The following is a 17,358-nucleotide window of genomic DNA, read 5'->3' as shown; positions in this document are numbered from 1 at the left end:
AGCGCCATCACCTCTTCATCTTTGGATCAAGCGCATCTTGCAAGCCATCACCTAAATTGTTAAAGCAAAACATCGTGAGTGAAATAAAAAATGCCGGGAAAAATAAACGCCACCAATGTCCATTGTCTGACAGCACAGTCGGCAAAGCATCATTGGCCATCACGCCCCAGCTTGCAAATGGTGCTTGAATACCTAAACCGAGAAAGCTTAAGAACGCTTCAGCAAATATCGCTGTCGGCACAGTCAGGGTCATTTGGACGATAATCGGCCCCATCGTATTCGGCAGCAGGTTGCGGCGAATGATCCGCAGGCTTTTGGCACCAAAGGTCTTTGAGGCAAGGACATATTCCTGGCTTTTCAGCTGAAGAACCTGACCTCTCACAATTCTTGCCATTCCAATCCATCCGGTGACAGTGAGCGCTACAATAATGGTGACAAGCCCTGGGCCCATGAGCACCATCAATAAAATGACGACAAGTAAATAAGGGAGTCCGTAGAGCACCTCGACAATCCGCATCATGACATGGTCATAGCGTCCGCCTTTATAGCCGGCTATGCCCCCATAAATCACACCGATGGCAAAATCAATCAAGGCTGCCATAACACCCACAAATAACGAAATGCGAGCTCCGTACCAAGTCCGAGTAAACACATCTCGTCCAAGCTCATCTGTTCCAAACCAATGAGCAGCCGAGGGCGGCAGATTTTGCATCGAAAGACGCTGCTCTGTCACACTATTTGGCGCAAGCAATGGACCTAAGACTGCCATGACAAAAAGAAAAATCAGAACCGATAGACTAAACATCGCAAGCTTATTTTGCTTCAGCCGCCTCCATGTATCTGCCCAATAGGAAAGAGAGGGTCTTTTAATGGCATGGGCTTCTGTTTTCTTTTGCTCTCGAGGAGAAAACCATTCGTCCGGCACTTCAGGATGCCTGTTCGGTGGATCATGCTGAAGGTGTATACTCATGCCTTTCCTCCTTTCTGATGCAGCTGAATCCTTGGATCAAGGAGACGATACGCCACATCGACAATGAAGAGAAGTGTGATTAAAATAATGCTGTAAAAAACAGTGGTTCCCATGATGACAGGATAATCACGGTTGTTAATGCTCTCGACAAAGTATTTTCCCATTCCAGGAATGGCAAATATTTTTTCAATGACAAAACTTCCTGTTAAAATACTTGCGACAAGTGTTCCAAGAATGGTCACAACGGGTAAAAGTGCATTTCGAAGCGCATGTTTAAATACAATTTTAAAAGGAGAAAGTCCTTTTGCTTTGGCCGTACGGATATAGTCTTGCGACAGCACTTCAATCATGCTTGACCTCGTTAACCTGGCGATAATGGCCATTGGGCCAACAGCAAGGGCGATTGTAGGCAGCACCATATGCATTGGACTTGTCCACATCGCTGTAGGAAAGAGCTGCAAATTGACAGCAAGCTGCTGAATTAATAAGGTAGCAAAGATAAAGTTTGGAATGGATATACCGAATACAGCAATCGTCATGGCGATGTAATCAATCAAACCATTATGCCGGAGGGCAGCCATAACCCCTAGCAGAATGCCAGAGATAACAGCAATCAATATTGAGATAAGACCAAGTTCTAATGAGACTGGGAAGCCTCTCGCCAATAGATCATTGACACTTTCAGAAGGCTTTTTAATGGAAGGACCAAAATCAAAGGTAACAATGGATTTTAAATAGATGACATATTGAACATAGAGTGGTTCGTCTAAGTGATAGTAGCTTTCGAGGTTTCGCTGGACGGTTTCGTTTGTATTTCGTTCTTCATTGAAAGGCGATCCTGGGATGACCTTCATTAAAATAAACGTTAAAGTCGTAATCGTTAAGATCGTAGCAATCATCGCAATAAAACGCTTGAGCAAAAAGCTGGCCATCTGCTGTCTCCCCCTCACTTAACAAAATGTTGTACGTGCGGCAAGCTCTGTCATGACAAGCATTGCTTGATAGGCTTCTAATATATTGTCTGCCTGGTACGTCACCGTCGTTGTTCCTTCTATGATGGCAGTACCCGGCATTAAATTCGCCCATTCAGCTTGTCCATAATTGGCAAACTCAATCTTAAGCAGCGGCTGATCAGGAGGCGTCAGCGGCTTCATTTGATCAATCTGTTTCATCGCGGCTTCCACTTGCTGCGAGATTTGTTGATTGACTTTGGCTGGAGGTAAGCATTTCACAGCAGATCTTGAGATGGTCTCTTTCACTGCCACTGTTTTCACACCAGGCATCAGCTTTTCTGCCTCAAGTGCTGCTTGATCATCCCCGCAAACAAGAATCACCGGCACACCATAGTAGCCTGCAACATACGCATTAAAGCCCATTTCACCAATTGGATGATCATTTATGTAAAAATGTCTGACCCCAAAAATCATACTGTGTGACATCACACCTTTCATTGATGCCCTTGCATGATAGCCTAAAAAAACAGCTGCATCATAGGTTTGATCCAATCCTTGCACCATTGAATAAGGCTTTACGTCACCTGATATGAGAACTGCCTCTTCATGCAGTTCTTCGATCAAAAGATTATTCATTTTAGAATGACTGTCATTGACCAAAATGTCGGTGGCACCATGCTGAAGAAGCGCCTCTACACAGGCGTTCACTTCACCCGTCATAATGCGTCTGCCACGCTCATAGTTATGCTGGCGTGAATCAACAAATGTATGATCAGCTAGACCAGTAATTCCCTCCATATCGACAGATAGATAGAGCTTCATTCCCATCCCCCTTTAATTAAACATAAAATTTGTGTATATTTTTCTAAATTTTCTAAAAAATTATATGAGAACTTGATTGATTTTTCAATACAATGTCCGAAAATAAGGAGTTTAGACTCAGATAATACAGGTCAAACGGCTTTTTTAGAAAGGATTTTTTTAACAAATAAAACACCACTGACTATGTCTTTAGTGGTGTTTATCCGCTTCGTTGATCTGCGATTTCAGCTGTTCATATTTCTTCATGGTTTGTGTAAATAAATCATCAAACATCTGAGGTGCCTGCTGTTGAATGACCTCAGCACCTTCTCCTGTAATTCCCCCTTTTGTCGCCACTCTATCGACAGTTTCAGCAAAGGTTAGGCCTCGTTCTACGAGGATCTGGCCAGTTCCTAAAAGGGCATACGTTAAAAATTCATTCGCTTCCTCTAAGGAAAGATCACTATTTCTCACAGCCGCTTTCGCCATTTCTTCAAAAAGAGCAGCGATAAAACCAGGAGATGAGCTTGTCAAATTGCTCGCCGCATCAAACCGGTCTTCCTCTACCTCCCTGACGATGCTAAAAGCTGAAAGCAGCCGGTGCAAACGCTCCTTGTCCTCACGTCCTGCGGCTGCACCATGCGCAACAAGGGACACGCCTGTCCCAACAGCTGACGTGAGCGTTGGGATGTATCTGGATACTGGCTGCGCTGTATGCGCCTGTAACTTTTCTAATGTCACAGCTGCTGCTACTGATACAATATGTACCGCTCTCCCTTTAGAAGGCAGCTGATCCAGAACATTTAGTACAGCAAGCGGCGGCACGCAGACAAACAATATATCACATGACGCAGAAAGTTCGTCTAATGAACAAATGTTGATTTCTTGGTGCTTTTCTTTGAGCTGATGAAGGCGCTCCGTTTCACTTCTTGTATGGATCATGATTTGATGAGCAACCAGCACCCCATTTTCCAGCCACTTTTGCACCATCATATCAGCCATACTTCCATATCCAATGATTCCAATTGTCTCCACAGTTTAATCTCCTCTATCTTGCTTAGATTTACTACTTATTTTAACAATTTCCCACAATGTTTTCATTTTTATCCCACACTTTTTTCATACGATAAAGTCAGTCCCCACCACATACGGTAAAACACCCAAACACATACATGAAAAAATCATTGAAAGAGAGTGATTGAAATGACAGAGCACAAAGATGACAAACAAATAATTGAACAACCTCAAAAACAGAAAAAGCCAAACGGCTGGTTTAAGCCATTTGTCAGCGGTGTTGTAGGCGGTACATTAGCGTTAGGTGTCTACGTTCTTACGCCATATGCTCAGCATTCATCAGACAGCACCGCAAATGATTCGGCAGCAAAAACAGAAGCAGTATCGACAAATCACACGAATTCGTCAAAAGCAACAGCCGTCCAAACATCAAATTCATCAAGCAGCATCTCCAGTATGGTCGAAAATGTATCACCAGCTATTGTCGGCATTACAAACTACCAAGCGCAAACTCAAACAGACACGAGCTTTGGCGATTTCAGTACGCCTTTCGATGAATCACAGCAAAACAAAAGCAGTCAAGAGGAAGAAACCGGTACAGGCTCAGGAGTCATTTTCAAAAAATCAGGCAATAAAGCCTATATCTTAACAAACAACCATGTCATTGAAGGGGCAAACAAACTAACCGTATCCTTACACGATGGCAAAACCATTGAAGGAAAACTGGTTGGAGCTGATCCGCTCACTGACTTAGCCGTTGTGGAAATTAGCAGCAGTCATGTGACGAAGGTGGCGGCATTAGGCAATTCCTCCTCACTGCGTGCTGGGGAAACCGTCATTGCAATCGGAAACCCGCTTGGTGAAGATCTTTCAAGAACGGTGACACAAGGAATTGTCAGCGGCGTCGACCGAACAGTCTCTATGAACACATCAGCAGGCGAAAGCAGCATTAATGTCATTCAAACAGATGCAGCTATTAACCCAGGTAACAGCGGCGGTCCGCTTCTGACGACAGACGGAAAGGTTGTGGGGATCACGAGTATGAAAATCTCTGAAACAGGTGTTGAAGGCATTGGGTTCGCACTGCCAATCAATGATGTCAAACCAATCGCTGATCAGCTTCTCACAAAAGGAAAAATTGAACGTCCATATATCGGCATCAGCATGCTGGATCTCGAACAAGTTCCAGATGTGTATCAAAAAGAAACTCTCGGACTTAAAAGCAGTCAGCTCGATCAAGGCGTGTACGTCAAAGATATCGCCGCAGGTTCACCTGCCGCCAAAGCTGGCTTAAAGTCAGAGGATGTCATTACCGGCATCAATGGGAAACAAATCAAAACTGGCAGTGAATTACGTCATGAGCTATACACGAATGCAAAAGTAGGAGACACCGTGAGCATCACCCTCATTCGAAATGGAAAACAAGAAACAAAGCAGGTCACATTAACACAATCTGAATCTAAGCAGGTCAGTTCCTAATAAAAAAACAGCTCAGTTGATGAGCTGTTTTTTTATGAAGACTGAATTGGCGTTAGTCTTTGTTCAATTTCTGCGCGTTTATGCTCTAGGAACGGCGGAAGGGCTAATTGATCACCAAGTTCGTCCACCCCTTCATCCACTGTAAACCCAGGGCCATCGGTTGAAATTTCAAATAAAATACCATTTGGCTCTCTAAAGTAAAGAGCTTTAAAGTAAAAGCGTTCTACAACACCAGAGTTCGTAAAGCCTGCTTTTGAGATTTTTTCATACCATTTTTCAAGCTCCTCTGCATCCTTCACGCGAAATGCGACGTGATGCACACTTCCTCTGCCGGAACGTTCAGAAGGCCCTTCTGTTTTTTCGATCACATGAATTTCTGTTCCAGCACCGCCATTTCCTGACTCAAAAATGGTCACGATCTCACCATCATTTGATTGTTCACGTGCTCTTTCAGTGAAACCAAGGATGTCCGTTAAAACACGGACCGTCTTGTCAGCTTCTGCAACGGTTAATTCAACTGGACCTATACCTCTAATCGCAAACTCTGCCGGAATATCGTCATGCACTGGCGGTGAGCCTGCCTCTTGCGTATTCGGTTCTACTGTTAAAAACAGCTGCTGCCCTTCTGGGTCTTTAAAACGCAAAGCAGGTCTTCCGCCTCTCAAGGAAGCTGTTTCTTGCTGCACGCCTTTATCTTCAAACCGCTTTTCCCAAAACGTGAGTGCCTCTTCAGAAGAAACGAGAAGACCTGTGCTTGTGATCGCATTTGTCCCTTCCAAACGGCGGGCAAGCATTGGAATTTCAAAGAATGTTAGCTCTGTTCCTGGTGAAGCGACCTCATCTCCATAAAACAAATGATACATAGACGGGTCATCCTGATTGACTGTTTTCTTTACAAGTTTTAAGCCAAGGATTTGGCGGTAGAAATCAACATTTTTCTGAGCATTGGCTGTTAACGCAGATACGTGGTGAATCCCATTGATTTTCATTATTTTCACTCCTATTTCAAATTATCTCGAATTCGAGATAATATCCTTATGAATAAAATAGTTCATTTTTCAAGAAAAGTCAACCATTTGGCTGCACGTTTACTGGATGTTCGGTTTTCGGTCATTAAATTAACATTAAATCAAAAATAAACTTTCATTGTTCGTTTTTAACACAACATTTACCCTAATATCTCCAATAAAAGAACACTTTTAAATACAAATACGAAAATCAGAAAATTTTTTTAATTCTTGTTTTCCTAAAATCGTATTACAATGAACAAAATACATGTCACAGTAACGTACGAAAGTGATGCAGGAGGTCGTGTGTAATGAACAAAGAACAACCAGCGTTAAAACAAGACATCGGCTTATTTTTCGCCCTATCTCTTGTCATCGGGACCATTATCGGGTCAGGCGTCTTTATGAAGCCAGGCAACGTCCTTTCCTATTCAGGAAGCTCAGACATCGCATTATTCGCTTGGCTGTTAGGTGGGATCTTGACCCTTGCAGGCGGACTGACTGTCGCTGAAATTGGTACACAAATCCCGAGAACCGGCGGTTTGTACGCCTATCTTGAAGAAGTGTATGGTGAATTTTGGGGCTACTTATGCGGCTGGGTGCAGATTATTATTTACGGACCCGCCATCATTGGTGCACTTGGTCTTTATTTTGGTTCATTATTAGCCAATTTATTTTCTCTTTCGACTTTGTGGTCTACAACGATCGGCATTATCACCGTTTTATTTTTATGTATCATTAACATCATGGGAACAAAATACGGCGGATTTGTTCAGGGGCTGACTACTATCGGAAAGCTTGTCCCAATTGCCGCGATTATTGTGTTTGGCATATGGAAAGGTAACGAAAACATCTTCATGGCCGTCAACGATAGTATCGCTCAAATGAACTTCGGTGCAGCGATTTTGGCTACGCTGTTTGCCTATGATGGCTGGATTTTACTTGCTGCGCTTGGTGGTGAAATGAAAAACCCTGAGAAACTGCTTCCTCGCGCGATGGCAGGCGGAATTTTAATCGTGACGGCTTGTTATCTCTTTATTAATGTCGCACTTTTGCACGTGCTGCCAGCTGATCAAATCGTCCAGTTAGGTGAAAATGCGACAAGCACTGCTGCTACCATGCTCTTTGGACCAATTGGCGGGAAAATCATTAGTATTGGGATCATCATCAGTATCTTTGGCTGTTTGAACGGAAAGGTTCTTTCATTCCCACGTGTGATTTTTGCGATGGCAGAGCGAAAGCAGATTCCTTTCGCCAACGCGATTTCGCGGATTCACCCAACGTTTAAAACACCTTGGATCGCTGTATTTGTGCAAATTTTGATCGCCATTGTGTTTATGATCGTCAGTAATCCAGAGAAACTGTCTGAGGTGTCGATTTTCATGATCTACATCTTTTATGTCATGGCCTTTTTCGCCGTCTTTAAGCTGAGAAAACAAAACAGCGGAATGAAGCGTGCGTACAGTGTACCACTTTACCCGCTGACACCGATCATTGCGATTATCGGTTCATTATTCGTTTTAATCAGCACCATGATCACCGATTGGAAAAGCTGCCTGATCTCCATGCTGATCGGGATGGCCGGACTGCCTATTTATTATTATATGAAAAAAGCACAAAAAAAAGCAGAGCACTAATCAGTGCTCTGCTTTTTTCCCTTCTTTACAGCGTAATAGAAAACCTTTGCAGTGTAGGAAAGACGAGTACCGGACCGGAGAGAATGTGACATTCGTGAGCACAAGAACAGAGGACTGAGAAAAAATGCGAGGGTTTGCCTACACGCTGAAGCAGAGCGCTAAACGGTCTCTGCTTCATTTTTTATATTGTTTGATCACTTTGTATGATTCGTTTAAATATCTCATGAGCCGGTATGGCTTACTAAGCACGCGGATTGGGAGCCTTGAGATAAATCCATTCAGGTTCGACTTATATTCCTGCGTGATCCGCTTTGGCTTTGTTGCTATTTTCTCGTATACTTCCTTGTAAAATTCCTTCATGATGTCGACTTGCACACTGATCTTTTGATGACACTCTGTACACTCAACGCTTTTCATCTGATCATTCACATAAACGATGCTGTGGAGGGTCTCTTCTTGGCACCGAGTACAGTGTAGGTTTGCTTCCATTTCGGTTTGCTTCAAGATACACAGCTCCTTTCTCGTTTGATGTTGCTCTTGTTATATCATTCGAACGCTGCCAGTCTTTTATTGAACGGATGCTTCCTTTAAAATGGCTGCCGCCGTTAGTTCGTCTGTCACCAGTACTTGGATGAAGCCGCCATTTAAAGCCCCTAAAATGCTCTCAGCTTTATGGGTGCCTTCTACAACAGCGATGACCGTTTTGACGCTCTTTAATTGTTCCAGCGATAAGCCAATGACCTTCTGATTCAGTTCATCTTGGACAGGTTTTCCTTCTCCATCAAAGAAACGAAAGCCAATATCACCGACAGCCCCTGATTGCCTTAAACCAGATAAGTCCTCTTCTTTTAAATAACCGACTGTTTTTAAAGTTGACCCTTTATGCGGGTTGCCAATACCGATGAGGGCAATATCCACATTTCTGCCTTCTTCAAGCACAGCTTCTATGTCCTGCATCGCCATAAGCCGTTCTTTTAATTCTTCTGTTTCTAAAATCGCAGGGGCATATAAATAGGAACACGTGCCGTTCATTTTCTTTGCCAGCTCATATGCCAGCTGATTGGCATGAATGTCGACCGCCTGCCTGCCCATTCCGCCCTCTAAAGGAATGACCTTCACATCATTTCTTCGTTCAAAAGGATATTCTTTGACAAGCTCAGCTAGCGTCGTGCCCCATGAAATACCGATTTTCTCCGCATTTTTCATGTTTTTAGACAAATAATAGGCGCCTGCTTGACCGACTGCCCGCTTCACCATCTCAGACATTGTCCCGACACTTGGGACAACGACCGCATCTGTTAATTGAAAGGTTGTTTCTAGCTGCTTTTCAAGTTCCACCGTATGAATGCTTTCGTCTTTAATGTACACTTCAACGATTCCCACATCTTTTGCTTTTTGTAAGAGCTTTGAAATGACTGGTCTTGAGACATTGAGCTTTTTTGCAATTTCCTGCTGCGTCCACCCGTCTGTATAATAAAGATGAGCAACTTTGACGAGCTGTCGTCTTTCTTCCCAATTCAGCATGTGACATCATCCTTTTAATATACTATGATTACCAGTATACCAAACATTCGTTTCCAATTGGAACAATTGTTATGAAAATGACAAAAAGAGCGATTAACTCTCCGCTCTTTTTCCCTCAGTATATTTCGGCTGATACGTTCTCCCTCCGTCTAACAGGATAATTTGTCCGTGCAAATAACTCCCCTCGCTACGTGTGAGAAATAAAGTGAGTCCTGCAATATCCGCAGGCTTTCCTAATCTTCCGATGGGAATGAGTGATTGCAGCTGCCGTTTCTCCTCTACAGTAGGATAGAGCGTATCAAGCATTTGAGATTCAATGACGCGGGGGGCAATCACATTGATGCGTATATGATGCGAACCTAGTTCTTTTACGAGCGAACGCATCAATCCAAAAGCCCCTGCTTTTGATGCATAATATTGAATACCGCCGCCTGATCCGGTGATTGCCGATCCCGATCCAATAATGACAACACTGCCTTCCTGCCGCTCACACATATAGGGTGCCAACGCTTTAATGCAATAGTAAAGACCATATAAGTTCACAGCCAGTGTCTTTTTCCAAAGTGAAAAATCGACTTCTAAAAAAGGCAGTGATTTTGTCATTCCTGCTGAATACACAAGGTGAGCAATACCGCCCAGCTCCCTTTCAGCTGCTGATATCATTTGCTGAACACTTTCCCACGATGAAACGTCAGCTTGAAATATCAGCAGCTGGGGATACTGTGTCTTTAAGAGCGAAAGTCCCTTTTCGTCTATATCTGACACGGCGACTTGGTGCCCTTCTTTTAAAAATCGCTCAGCAATTTCTTTTCCGATCCCTTGGGCTCCGCCAACGATGAGAACTGGTTTTTGCACATTAGCCAGCACTCTCACCCCCATCAAGCATAATCGCCGCGCCATCTGTAAATGCACCATAGGATGTACTGAGAAACACCGTCATATGGGCCACAGTCTCCTTGATTTGCTCTGTATCAGGAACCAAATCGAGAGGCGGCGGCAGCAGCGCAAGCACCCGGATACCTTTGTCTTTAAATTCTCTCGCTAACCCTTTTGTCATGGCATTCAGCATAGAATTCGATGTAGCATGTGAGATCCCGCCATCACCTGTGATACTGCCTGATGACGATATATTAATGATGCAGCCTTGCTTCTGATCAACCATATGCCATACAGCAGCCTGACTGGAAAGAAAGACGGTATTCACAGCCGATTCCACTTCATCTACCCACTCATCTGGGCTCACGTCATCAAGCTCCGCGTCTGCTCCTTGTTCAGCTTGATTGACCAAAATATCCAGTTTACCGCATGTATCAATCACTTGCCTCAGCATCCGTGTGGCATCACGCGGCGTTTCCAGCGGGTTCTGAATGATACTCGCTTGACCGCCCATTTTTTGAATGTCTTCACGAATGGTTTTAGCCTTTGATTCATCATGAAACGTGTGTAAAAAAACATGTGCACCTGCCCGGGCTAAAGCCAGGCAGATGGCTTCTCCAAATCCATCTGTGCTACATGTCACAAGTGCCGCTTTCTGATGAAGCTGGACGTGCACATGCATCTCCTCCCTATCCCTTGTTTGGCCATTATTTTCTCAGCTTACTCACGATATCAAGTGCTGCTTCATAAAAACCTTCTGAGATGGTCGGATGCGGATGAATCATTTTCGCCATCTCTTCTGCTGTTCCTTCTAAATACATAAAGGAGGAAGCTTCTGAAATCATCTCTGTGACGTGCGGGCCAACCATCGTCGCACCAATCACTTCACCATAGGCTGTATCGTATACCAATTTAATAAAACCTGTTTGCTCGCCTGCCGCTAGTGCTTTACCACTTGCTGCTAAATCAAATCGTTCTGCCCGCACGTTAAGTCCTTTGGCTTTTGCCTCTTTCTCAGTCAGACCGACACTTGCTACCTCTGGTAATGTATAAATACATCTAGGCATGATATCAGCGTTCATTTTTTCAGACACACCGCAAATATTACTGACCGCAACAGCGGCTTCTGCCATCGCTGCGTGAGCAAGCTGATAGCCGCCAGCGACATCCCCAACTGCATAGACACCTTCCACGCTTGTCTGCATCTTGTCGTTCACCTTGATAAAAGGACCATCCAGCTGAAGGTCAAGCTGGCTGACAGCAGAAACGCTAGGTCTTCTTCCTACACAAACAAGCAGTCTTTCAGCCGTAAAGATATGCGTCTCTCCTTTATCGTCTGATGCATGAACCGCTTTGATTCCTTCGCTTTCCGTCACCTCTGTCACAGTGGTTTTTTTCGCGATATGGATGCCTTTTTTCTTTAATTCTCTTTCTAGCAGCTTAGATGCTTCCTCATCCTCTTGCGGAATAATAGACGGAGCCGCTTCGATAATCGTGACTTTTGATTGAAGACTCTGGAAGATACAAGCCAGCTCAAGTCCAATGACACCGCCGCCAATGATGACGACAGAAGCCGGAATATCTGGGATGTCAAAGATTGTATCACTTGTGTCAAATTGAATGTCTTTAAGGCCTGGTATTGGCGGAACGGCAGGTGAAGATCCAGTAGCAATGATGAGTTCTTTCGTTTCGATCGATTCTGCCCCATCTTGCTTTTCAATCTCAATCCGGTGCTTTGTAACAGCTGTACCTCTGCCGTTATATACATCAATCTTTCCTTGCTTTAATAAAAAGGCAATTCCGCCTCTGAGCTTTTCAATGACGTCATCTTTGCGCTTTCTCATTTTATCGAAGGAAAGGACCAAATCACCTGTTTCAATTCCCCAGCTTTTCGCCTTCTCAATTGATTCAATGACTTCTGCATGTTTGAGCAGCGTCTTTGAAGGAATACAGCCCCGATTTAAACAAGTACCGCCTAGAAAATCCTCTTCAATCAATGCGACCTTCCGTCCACGCTCAGCTGCTTGAAGGGCGGCAGTATACCCGCCAGGCCCTCCGCCAATGACTGTCAGATCATACGTTTTCGTCATCCGATTCATCTCCTACATTAGCAATTCAAATGGTTGTTCAAGCACTTTTTTAAGATCTGTTAAAAAGGCAGCCGCTGGTGCGCCATCTACCACTCGGTGATCAAACGATAAACTAACGCCCATCATCGGCCGCACCTGAATTTCTCCATCTACTACAACAGGTTTTTCTTGAATGCGCCCAACCCCTAAGATCGCCACTTCTGGCTGATTAATAATCGGGGTAAAGGTATCAATGGCATACATCCCTAAGTTACTAATGGTAAAAGTGGACCCTTTCAGCTGGTCTGGCAGCAGTTTTTGATCACGTGCGTTTCGGCCGATTTCTTTCGCCTCTTTTGTCAGCTGTTTTAACCCTTTTTGGTTCGCATGAGAAATGACTGGAACCATTAAGCCATCTTTTACAGCGACAGCGAGACCAATGTGCACATCGTCATGGAAATGGAGCTCATTTTGTTCAAACGTCATATTGATATGCGGGTGACGTGTGAGTACGTTGCTGACCGCATGAATGATAATTTCTGTGAACGACAGTCTGTAGCCTGTCTCTTTTTCAATCGCTGGCAATAGCTGTTTGCGTACTTCTTTCGCTTTTGTCATATCGATTTCACTTGTTAATGTCACGTGCGGTGCTGTAAAGGCACTTTGTGACATGCGGTCAGCAATCACTTTTCTCATGCCAGCTAGTTTTTGTGTTTTCGCTGGAGAAGACTCTGCTGTTTGTGCAGCTGCTGCCGTTACATCACTCTTCATAATTTTTCCGTGTGCACCAGATCCAGCAACATTCGCTAAATTGATTCCTTCACGAGCAGCCACTTTTTCTGCAAGTGGTGACACACGCTGATCTTTCTCACTAGAGTGGACGGCCGCCTCGACGTCACGCTTTTGAACTCTGCCTTTAGGTCCTGTGCCAGATACCTCATGAATCGCTACATGATGATCCTTTGCCGTTTTTCTCGCCGCAGGTGTGGCACGTACTTTTTCATTAGGTGTTTTTGGGGCTTCAGTAGAACTGGATGAAGCCGCTTCTGATGAAGACGATTCGCTGCTGCCTGGTGAATCTTCATCTGATTGTGCTGGCGGTTCACTTGGCACCTGTTCATTTGCCTCTCCGATGTATCCAATGACAGCATTAACTGGAATTTGATCATCGGCTTCATAATATTTCTTTAGAAAAATACCATCATCATAGGCTTCCACCTCAATATTGATCTTGTCTGTCATAATTTCAAAAAGAGGCTCACCGATTTCAACCGAATCTCCTTCTTCTTTAAACCATTGAAGCAAGGTGCCGACTTCCATCGTACTGCTTAGCTTCGGCATAAATATCTCTTTTGGCATGATCTTCTCCCCTTTACTTAAGAGCGCACAAGCTCTTTTGCTGCTTCAATAATATCTGGCACTTGTGGAATGACCGCTTTTTCCAGCGTCGGGTTGTATGGTATTGGGACCGCAAGACCGCCAAGTCGTTTAATTGGAGCATCTAAGTAGTCAAAGGCTTCACTTTCCGCTATCATACTTGCAATCTCTCCGCCATAGCCGCCTCGTTTTACCGCTTCATGAACGACGATACATTTACCTGTTTTCTTCACAGATTCGATAATCGTTTCTTCATCTAATGGGACGAGTGTTCTTGGGTCAATGATTTCAACATCGATTCCCTCGGCTTCTAGTTCCTTCGCCGCTTCTAACGCTTTGTGTACCATAATCGCTGTTGCTACAATCGTGACGTCTTTCCCGCTTCTTTTCACATCTGCTTTCCCTAGAGGAATGGAATATTGCTCTTCAGGCACTTCACCGATTGTTTTATATAAAAGCTTGTGCTCGTAGAAAATGACAGGGTTGTCATCATCCATCGCCGCTTTTAAAAGTCCTTTTGCATCATAGGCTGTTGAAGGCTGAACCACTTTAAGTCCTGGAATATGCGCCATCCACGCTTCTAAGCTTTGGGAGTGCTGCGCCGCTGCCCCCGTTCCTGATCCTGCTGGTGTTCTCACGACAAGCGGAACCTTTCCTTTTCCGCCAAACATGTACCGTGTTTTGGCTGCTTGGTTCACAAGCTGATCCATTGCGATTGTGATAAAGTCAGAGAATTGAAGTTCTAAAATAGGACGCATACCAGTTAAAGCCGCTCCGACTGCCCCACCTGCGATGGCAGCCTCTGAGATAGGTGTATTGCGAACACGCTCTGGACCGAATTCTTCAATCATGCCGCGCGTGACCCCAAAAGCACCTCCATATACGCCGATATCTTCACCTAAAATGAAGACATCTTGGTTTTCTCTCATTTCCTGACTCATAGCCTCTCGAACGGCTTCTAAATATGAAATCTCTCTCACTGTTGTTTTTGTCACGTGATTCCCCTCCTAATTAGGCGTATACATCCTCTAATAGTGTGTCAATTGACGGTTCTTTACTGTTTTTGGCGAATTCTACAGACGCTTCAATTTCCTGCTTCGCTTCTTCCTGTAAGCTTGCTGCCTGCTCTTCTGTCAAAACATTCAGTTCAATCAAGAGAGACTTAAAGCGTTTGATTCCGTCTTTTTGTCTCCACTCTGTCTCTTCTTCACGTGTACGGTATTTTTTCGCATCACTCTTAGAGTGACCCTTCCAGCGGTACGTTTTCATTTCAATGAGTGATGGGCCTTCTCCCGCTCTCGCACGACTGACTGCTTCATCTACTGTGTTCATAATTTCGACCATGTCATTTCCATCAACCGTTTTCCCTGGCATTCCGTAGCTTTCTGCTCTTGTTGAAATGTCTTTAATGTTGATCATTTCTTTCACAGGGCCAGACATGCCGTACTGGTTGTTTTCACAAATAAACACAACTGGTAAATCCCAAATAGACGCAAGGTTTAATGCTTCATGGAAGCTGCCTTCATTTGTGGCGCCATCTCCGAAGAAACAAAGAACAACAAAGCCTTCCTGCTTCATTTTAGATGTGAGCGCTGCACCTGTTGCCAGCGGGATACCTCCGCCAACGATTCCATTTGCCCCAAGATTTCCTTTTTCTAAGTCCGCAATATGCATGGAGCCGCCTTTTCCTTTACAATAGCCGGTTTCACGTCCAAACAATTCAGCCATCATTTTATTGACCTCGGCCCCTTTTGCAATACAGTGACCATGTCCTCGGTGTGTGCTGACGATCTTATCTTTATCTGCTAATACGGCAATCGATCCAACAGCTGACGCTTCCTGTCCAACACATAAATGAGTAGTGCCATGGATAAGTCCTTTTGCAAAGAATTGATCGACCTTTTCATCAAAATATCTCACCAACCACATTTGTTTATATAAATCTGCTAATTTCTCATGACTAATCTGTTCAGGCAAAGTGATTTGTTTTTGCATTTCTTCTCTCCCCTTTACATTTGTTCTTATGTGTTACATTTGTAATTATCATACGTTTAAGTGTCATCGAAGTCAAGCATTTCTCTCTCATTTTTAAGCGTTTTCATCTTTTGTCAGAAAAAAAGAGAAAGGCAAAGCCCTTTTCCAAAGAACTTCTCTTTCTCTTTCAATCTCATACACTCATTCATCTGGATACATCATGATTTTAACGCTCTCACCCTCAGGATGCCTCGCACATTCTATCGCCTGAAGCAGCTGGCTTAACGGATAACGATGCGTCACCATCTTTTCAGTGTTGACTACTTTTGCTTTCAGAAGCTCAAGGGCTTCACGATAGTGATATGGATGAGAGGAATAGGCTCCTACTACCTTCACTTCATCATTGAAAAATCGTTCAGCAGGAATGGCCACATCGCCCTTTGGAAAATGAGCAAACACCAAAATCGTCCCGCCTCGCGCTACAGCCTGAAACGCCTCTTTTAAAAGCGCACTGCTCCCAACAGAAATAATGACGAGGTCTGCTCCCTTTCCATCTGTTTCCTTCATCACCCGGTTTTCAACCGGCTCAGCAGCTGGATGGAAGGAGGCGTCTGCACCTAAACTCCTCGCTTGCAGCAGCCTGTTCTCATTCACATCTGTTATCATCACTTTCCCAGCCAAATAATATTTGGCGAGCTGCAATTGAATACAGCCAATTTGCCCCGCTCCAAGGATCAATACGGAATCTCCTGGGTGAACAGGAGCTCGTTCAAACCCATGCAGACAGCAGGCAACCGGTTCTACCATCGCCCCTTGCTCATACGATACATCTTTTGGGAGCTTGCCCATCGTGTGCTTGACATGTAAAGCAGGTACACGGATATATTCTGAAAACCCGCCCGGCTCTACATTTGTGGCTGTAAACTGCGGACACATCGTATAAAATCCCTTTTGACAAAAGTCACAGGTGAAACAAGGCACATGATGCGCCACATAGACCCTGTCTCCCGTCTGGACATTTGTCACGCGCTTGCCGGTCTCGACAATATCACCAGCGATTTCGTGTCCTAACACCGTTCCAGGAGGTACTGTCTCATGCGTTGCTTTGTAAATATCCGTTCCGCATAAACCGCAGGCTCGCAGCTTTAACAGAACTTCATCATCACCGATTGCTGGCCGGTTCCGCTCCTCATACCGAATATCCTCTGAAGAATAAAAGACAGCTGATTTCATGTAGCAGCATCCTCCTTTTCATCACCCTTCGCAAAATCCTGTAACGTTTGAACAAGCTGCTTGTACTCACTCATCTCACTGGATATCCAGTAGCGCCCTCCGAATATACGAGATGGCCCCACCCTGACATAGACTTTCCCGATATGAGGATAAGGCTTTAAAAATAGCTTTCCTTTAATATCAGAAACTGCATATGTGTGCCATCTGCCAAAAGCGCCTATCTTCAGTTGATCTTCACTAATGATGACGTTTGTCGGCTGGTTCAGTCCCGTGATACTAGAAAGTATGAGAATAGGCAGCGTATAAACGCCTAATACAGCTAACGGCTCAGGTCCTGCTGACCATAACGTATAAAGAGACCAGAGAAAAAATAGAGAGATGAGCACAGCCGGAAGAAAAATAGACAACACTGCGGACGTTCGGCTATAAGCATGATGCTGCATG

The 17,358-nt window shown here is 44.3% G+C and carries 17 protein-coding genes; 2 read left to right on the top strand and 15 right to left on the bottom strand.

Going from position 1 to position 17,358, the window contains the following annotated elements:
- Window positions 1-7: 7 nt before the first annotated feature.
- The 4 genes from NSS76_RS06325 to proG form a co-directional block, all read right to left on the bottom strand.
- Entirely contained in the window at window positions 8-970 is a 963-nt protein-coding gene (locus NSS76_RS06325) for an ABC transporter permease (protein WP_024424622.1), read from the bottom strand.
- Entirely contained in the window at window positions 967-1,902 is a 936-nt protein-coding gene (locus tag NSS76_RS06320) for an ABC transporter permease (protein WP_034623403.1), read from the bottom strand. The genes NSS76_RS06325 and NSS76_RS06320 overlap by 4 nt, the downstream gene beginning before the upstream one ends.
- An 18-nt stretch (window positions 1,903-1,920) precedes the next feature.
- On the bottom strand, window positions 1,921-2,745 hold the full coding sequence (locus tag NSS76_RS06315; protein WP_034623405.1) for a M55 family metallopeptidase: 825 nt from the start codon (window positions 2,743-2,745) through the stop codon (window positions 1,921-1,923).
- Between the two features lie 189 nt (window positions 2,746-2,934).
- Window positions 2,935-3,759 carry a pyrroline-5-carboxylate reductase ProG gene (proG, locus tag NSS76_RS06310; protein ID WP_341081349.1) on the bottom strand — a complete coding sequence of 275 codons (825 nt, stop codon included), beginning with the start codon at window positions 3,757-3,759 and terminating at the stop codon, window positions 2,935-2,937.
- 168 nt (window positions 3,760-3,927) lie between these two features.
- On the opposite strand from proG, the gene NSS76_RS06305 reads away from it, so the two are divergent.
- Window positions 3,928-5,217: a S1C family serine protease gene (locus NSS76_RS06305; protein ID WP_281237212.1), complete on the top strand. Its 1,290-nt coding sequence runs from the start codon at window positions 3,928-3,930 to the stop codon at window positions 5,215-5,217.
- A 32-nt stretch (window positions 5,218-5,249) separates the two neighbouring features.
- Here the strand turns inward: NSS76_RS06305 and NSS76_RS06300 are convergent, their stop codons facing one another.
- The gene (locus tag NSS76_RS06300; protein ID WP_341081344.1) at window positions 5,250-6,206 is read right to left on the bottom strand and encodes a ring-cleaving dioxygenase; all 957 of its coding nucleotides are present in this window, start codon (window positions 6,204-6,206) and stop codon (window positions 5,250-5,252) included.
- Window positions 6,207-6,535: 329 nt separating this feature from the next.
- On the opposite strand from NSS76_RS06300, the gene NSS76_RS06295 reads away from it, so the two are divergent.
- Complete coding sequence (locus tag NSS76_RS06295) at window positions 6,536-7,861, top strand: APC family permease (protein ID WP_025092292.1); 1,326 nt, start codon at window positions 6,536-6,538, stop codon at window positions 7,859-7,861.
- A 174-nt stretch (window positions 7,862-8,035) separates the two neighbouring features.
- Here the strand turns inward: NSS76_RS06295 and NSS76_RS06290 are convergent, their stop codons facing one another.
- The 10 genes from NSS76_RS06290 to NSS76_RS06245 all read right to left on the bottom strand — a co-directional run bounded on the left by NSS76_RS06290 (window position 8,036) and on the right by NSS76_RS06245 (window position 17,357).
- Window positions 8,036-8,365 carry a bh protein gene (locus tag NSS76_RS06290; RefSeq protein ID WP_034281483.1) on the bottom strand — a complete coding sequence of 110 codons (330 nt, stop codon included), beginning with the start codon at window positions 8,363-8,365 and terminating at the stop codon, window positions 8,036-8,038.
- A gap of 63 nt (window positions 8,366-8,428) precedes the next feature.
- Window positions 8,429-9,385, bottom strand: coding sequence for a sugar-binding transcriptional regulator (locus NSS76_RS06285; protein ID WP_024424944.1), 957 nt, complete (start codon window positions 9,383-9,385; stop codon window positions 8,429-8,431).
- A 93-nt stretch (window positions 9,386-9,478) separates the two neighbouring features.
- Complete coding sequence (locus NSS76_RS06280) at window positions 9,479-10,264, bottom strand: SDR family NAD(P)-dependent oxidoreductase (RefSeq protein ID WP_133744060.1); 786 nt, start codon at window positions 10,262-10,264, stop codon at window positions 9,479-9,481.
- Window positions 10,242-10,943 (bottom strand): SDR family NAD(P)-dependent oxidoreductase, encoded by a 702-nt coding sequence (locus NSS76_RS06275; protein ID WP_243837375.1) that lies wholly within the window; start codon window positions 10,941-10,943, stop codon window positions 10,242-10,244. Before NSS76_RS06275 ends, NSS76_RS06280 begins: the two co-directional genes overlap by 23 nt.
- Before the next feature lie 25 nt (window positions 10,944-10,968).
- On the bottom strand, window positions 10,969-12,351 hold the full coding sequence (gene lpdA / locus NSS76_RS06270) for a dihydrolipoyl dehydrogenase (RefSeq protein ID WP_213404915.1): 1,383 nt from the start codon (window positions 12,349-12,351) through the stop codon (window positions 10,969-10,971).
- Window positions 12,352-12,363: 12 nt separating this feature from the next.
- The gene (locus NSS76_RS06265) at window positions 12,364-13,689 is read right to left on the bottom strand and encodes a dihydrolipoamide acetyltransferase family protein (RefSeq protein WP_073204871.1); all 1,326 of its coding nucleotides are present in this window, start codon (window positions 13,687-13,689) and stop codon (window positions 12,364-12,366) included.
- Window positions 13,690-13,706: 17 nt separating this feature from the next.
- Window positions 13,707-14,687, bottom strand: a complete 981-nt coding sequence (locus tag NSS76_RS06260) for an alpha-ketoacid dehydrogenase subunit beta (RefSeq protein ID WP_034281944.1) — start codon at window positions 14,685-14,687, stop codon at window positions 13,707-13,709.
- A gap of 31 nt (window positions 14,688-14,718) precedes the next feature.
- Window positions 14,719-15,702, bottom strand: a complete 984-nt coding sequence (pdhA, locus tag NSS76_RS06255; RefSeq protein WP_341081335.1) for a pyruvate dehydrogenase (acetyl-transferring) E1 component subunit alpha — start codon at window positions 15,700-15,702, stop codon at window positions 14,719-14,721.
- Between the two features lie 180 nt (window positions 15,703-15,882).
- Window positions 15,883-16,914 carry an alcohol dehydrogenase catalytic domain-containing protein gene (locus NSS76_RS06250; protein WP_341081332.1) on the bottom strand — a complete coding sequence of 344 codons (1,032 nt, stop codon included), beginning with the start codon at window positions 16,912-16,914 and terminating at the stop codon, window positions 15,883-15,885.
- Window positions 16,911-17,357 carry a hypothetical protein gene (locus NSS76_RS06245; RefSeq protein ID WP_252057893.1) on the bottom strand — a complete coding sequence of 149 codons (447 nt, stop codon included), beginning with the start codon at window positions 17,355-17,357 and terminating at the stop codon, window positions 16,911-16,913. Before NSS76_RS06245 ends, NSS76_RS06250 begins: the two co-directional genes overlap by 4 nt.
- Window position 17,358 lies beyond the last annotated feature (1 nt).

This window comes from Bacillus sp. FSL R5-0654, from assembly GCF_038008745.1.
Taxonomy (GTDB): Bacteria; Bacillota; Bacilli; order Bacillales; family Bacillaceae; genus Bacillus; species Bacillus safensis.
The sequence above is the reverse complement of the archived record's forward strand: the minus strand, read 5'-3'. Positions and strand labels throughout refer to the sequence as shown.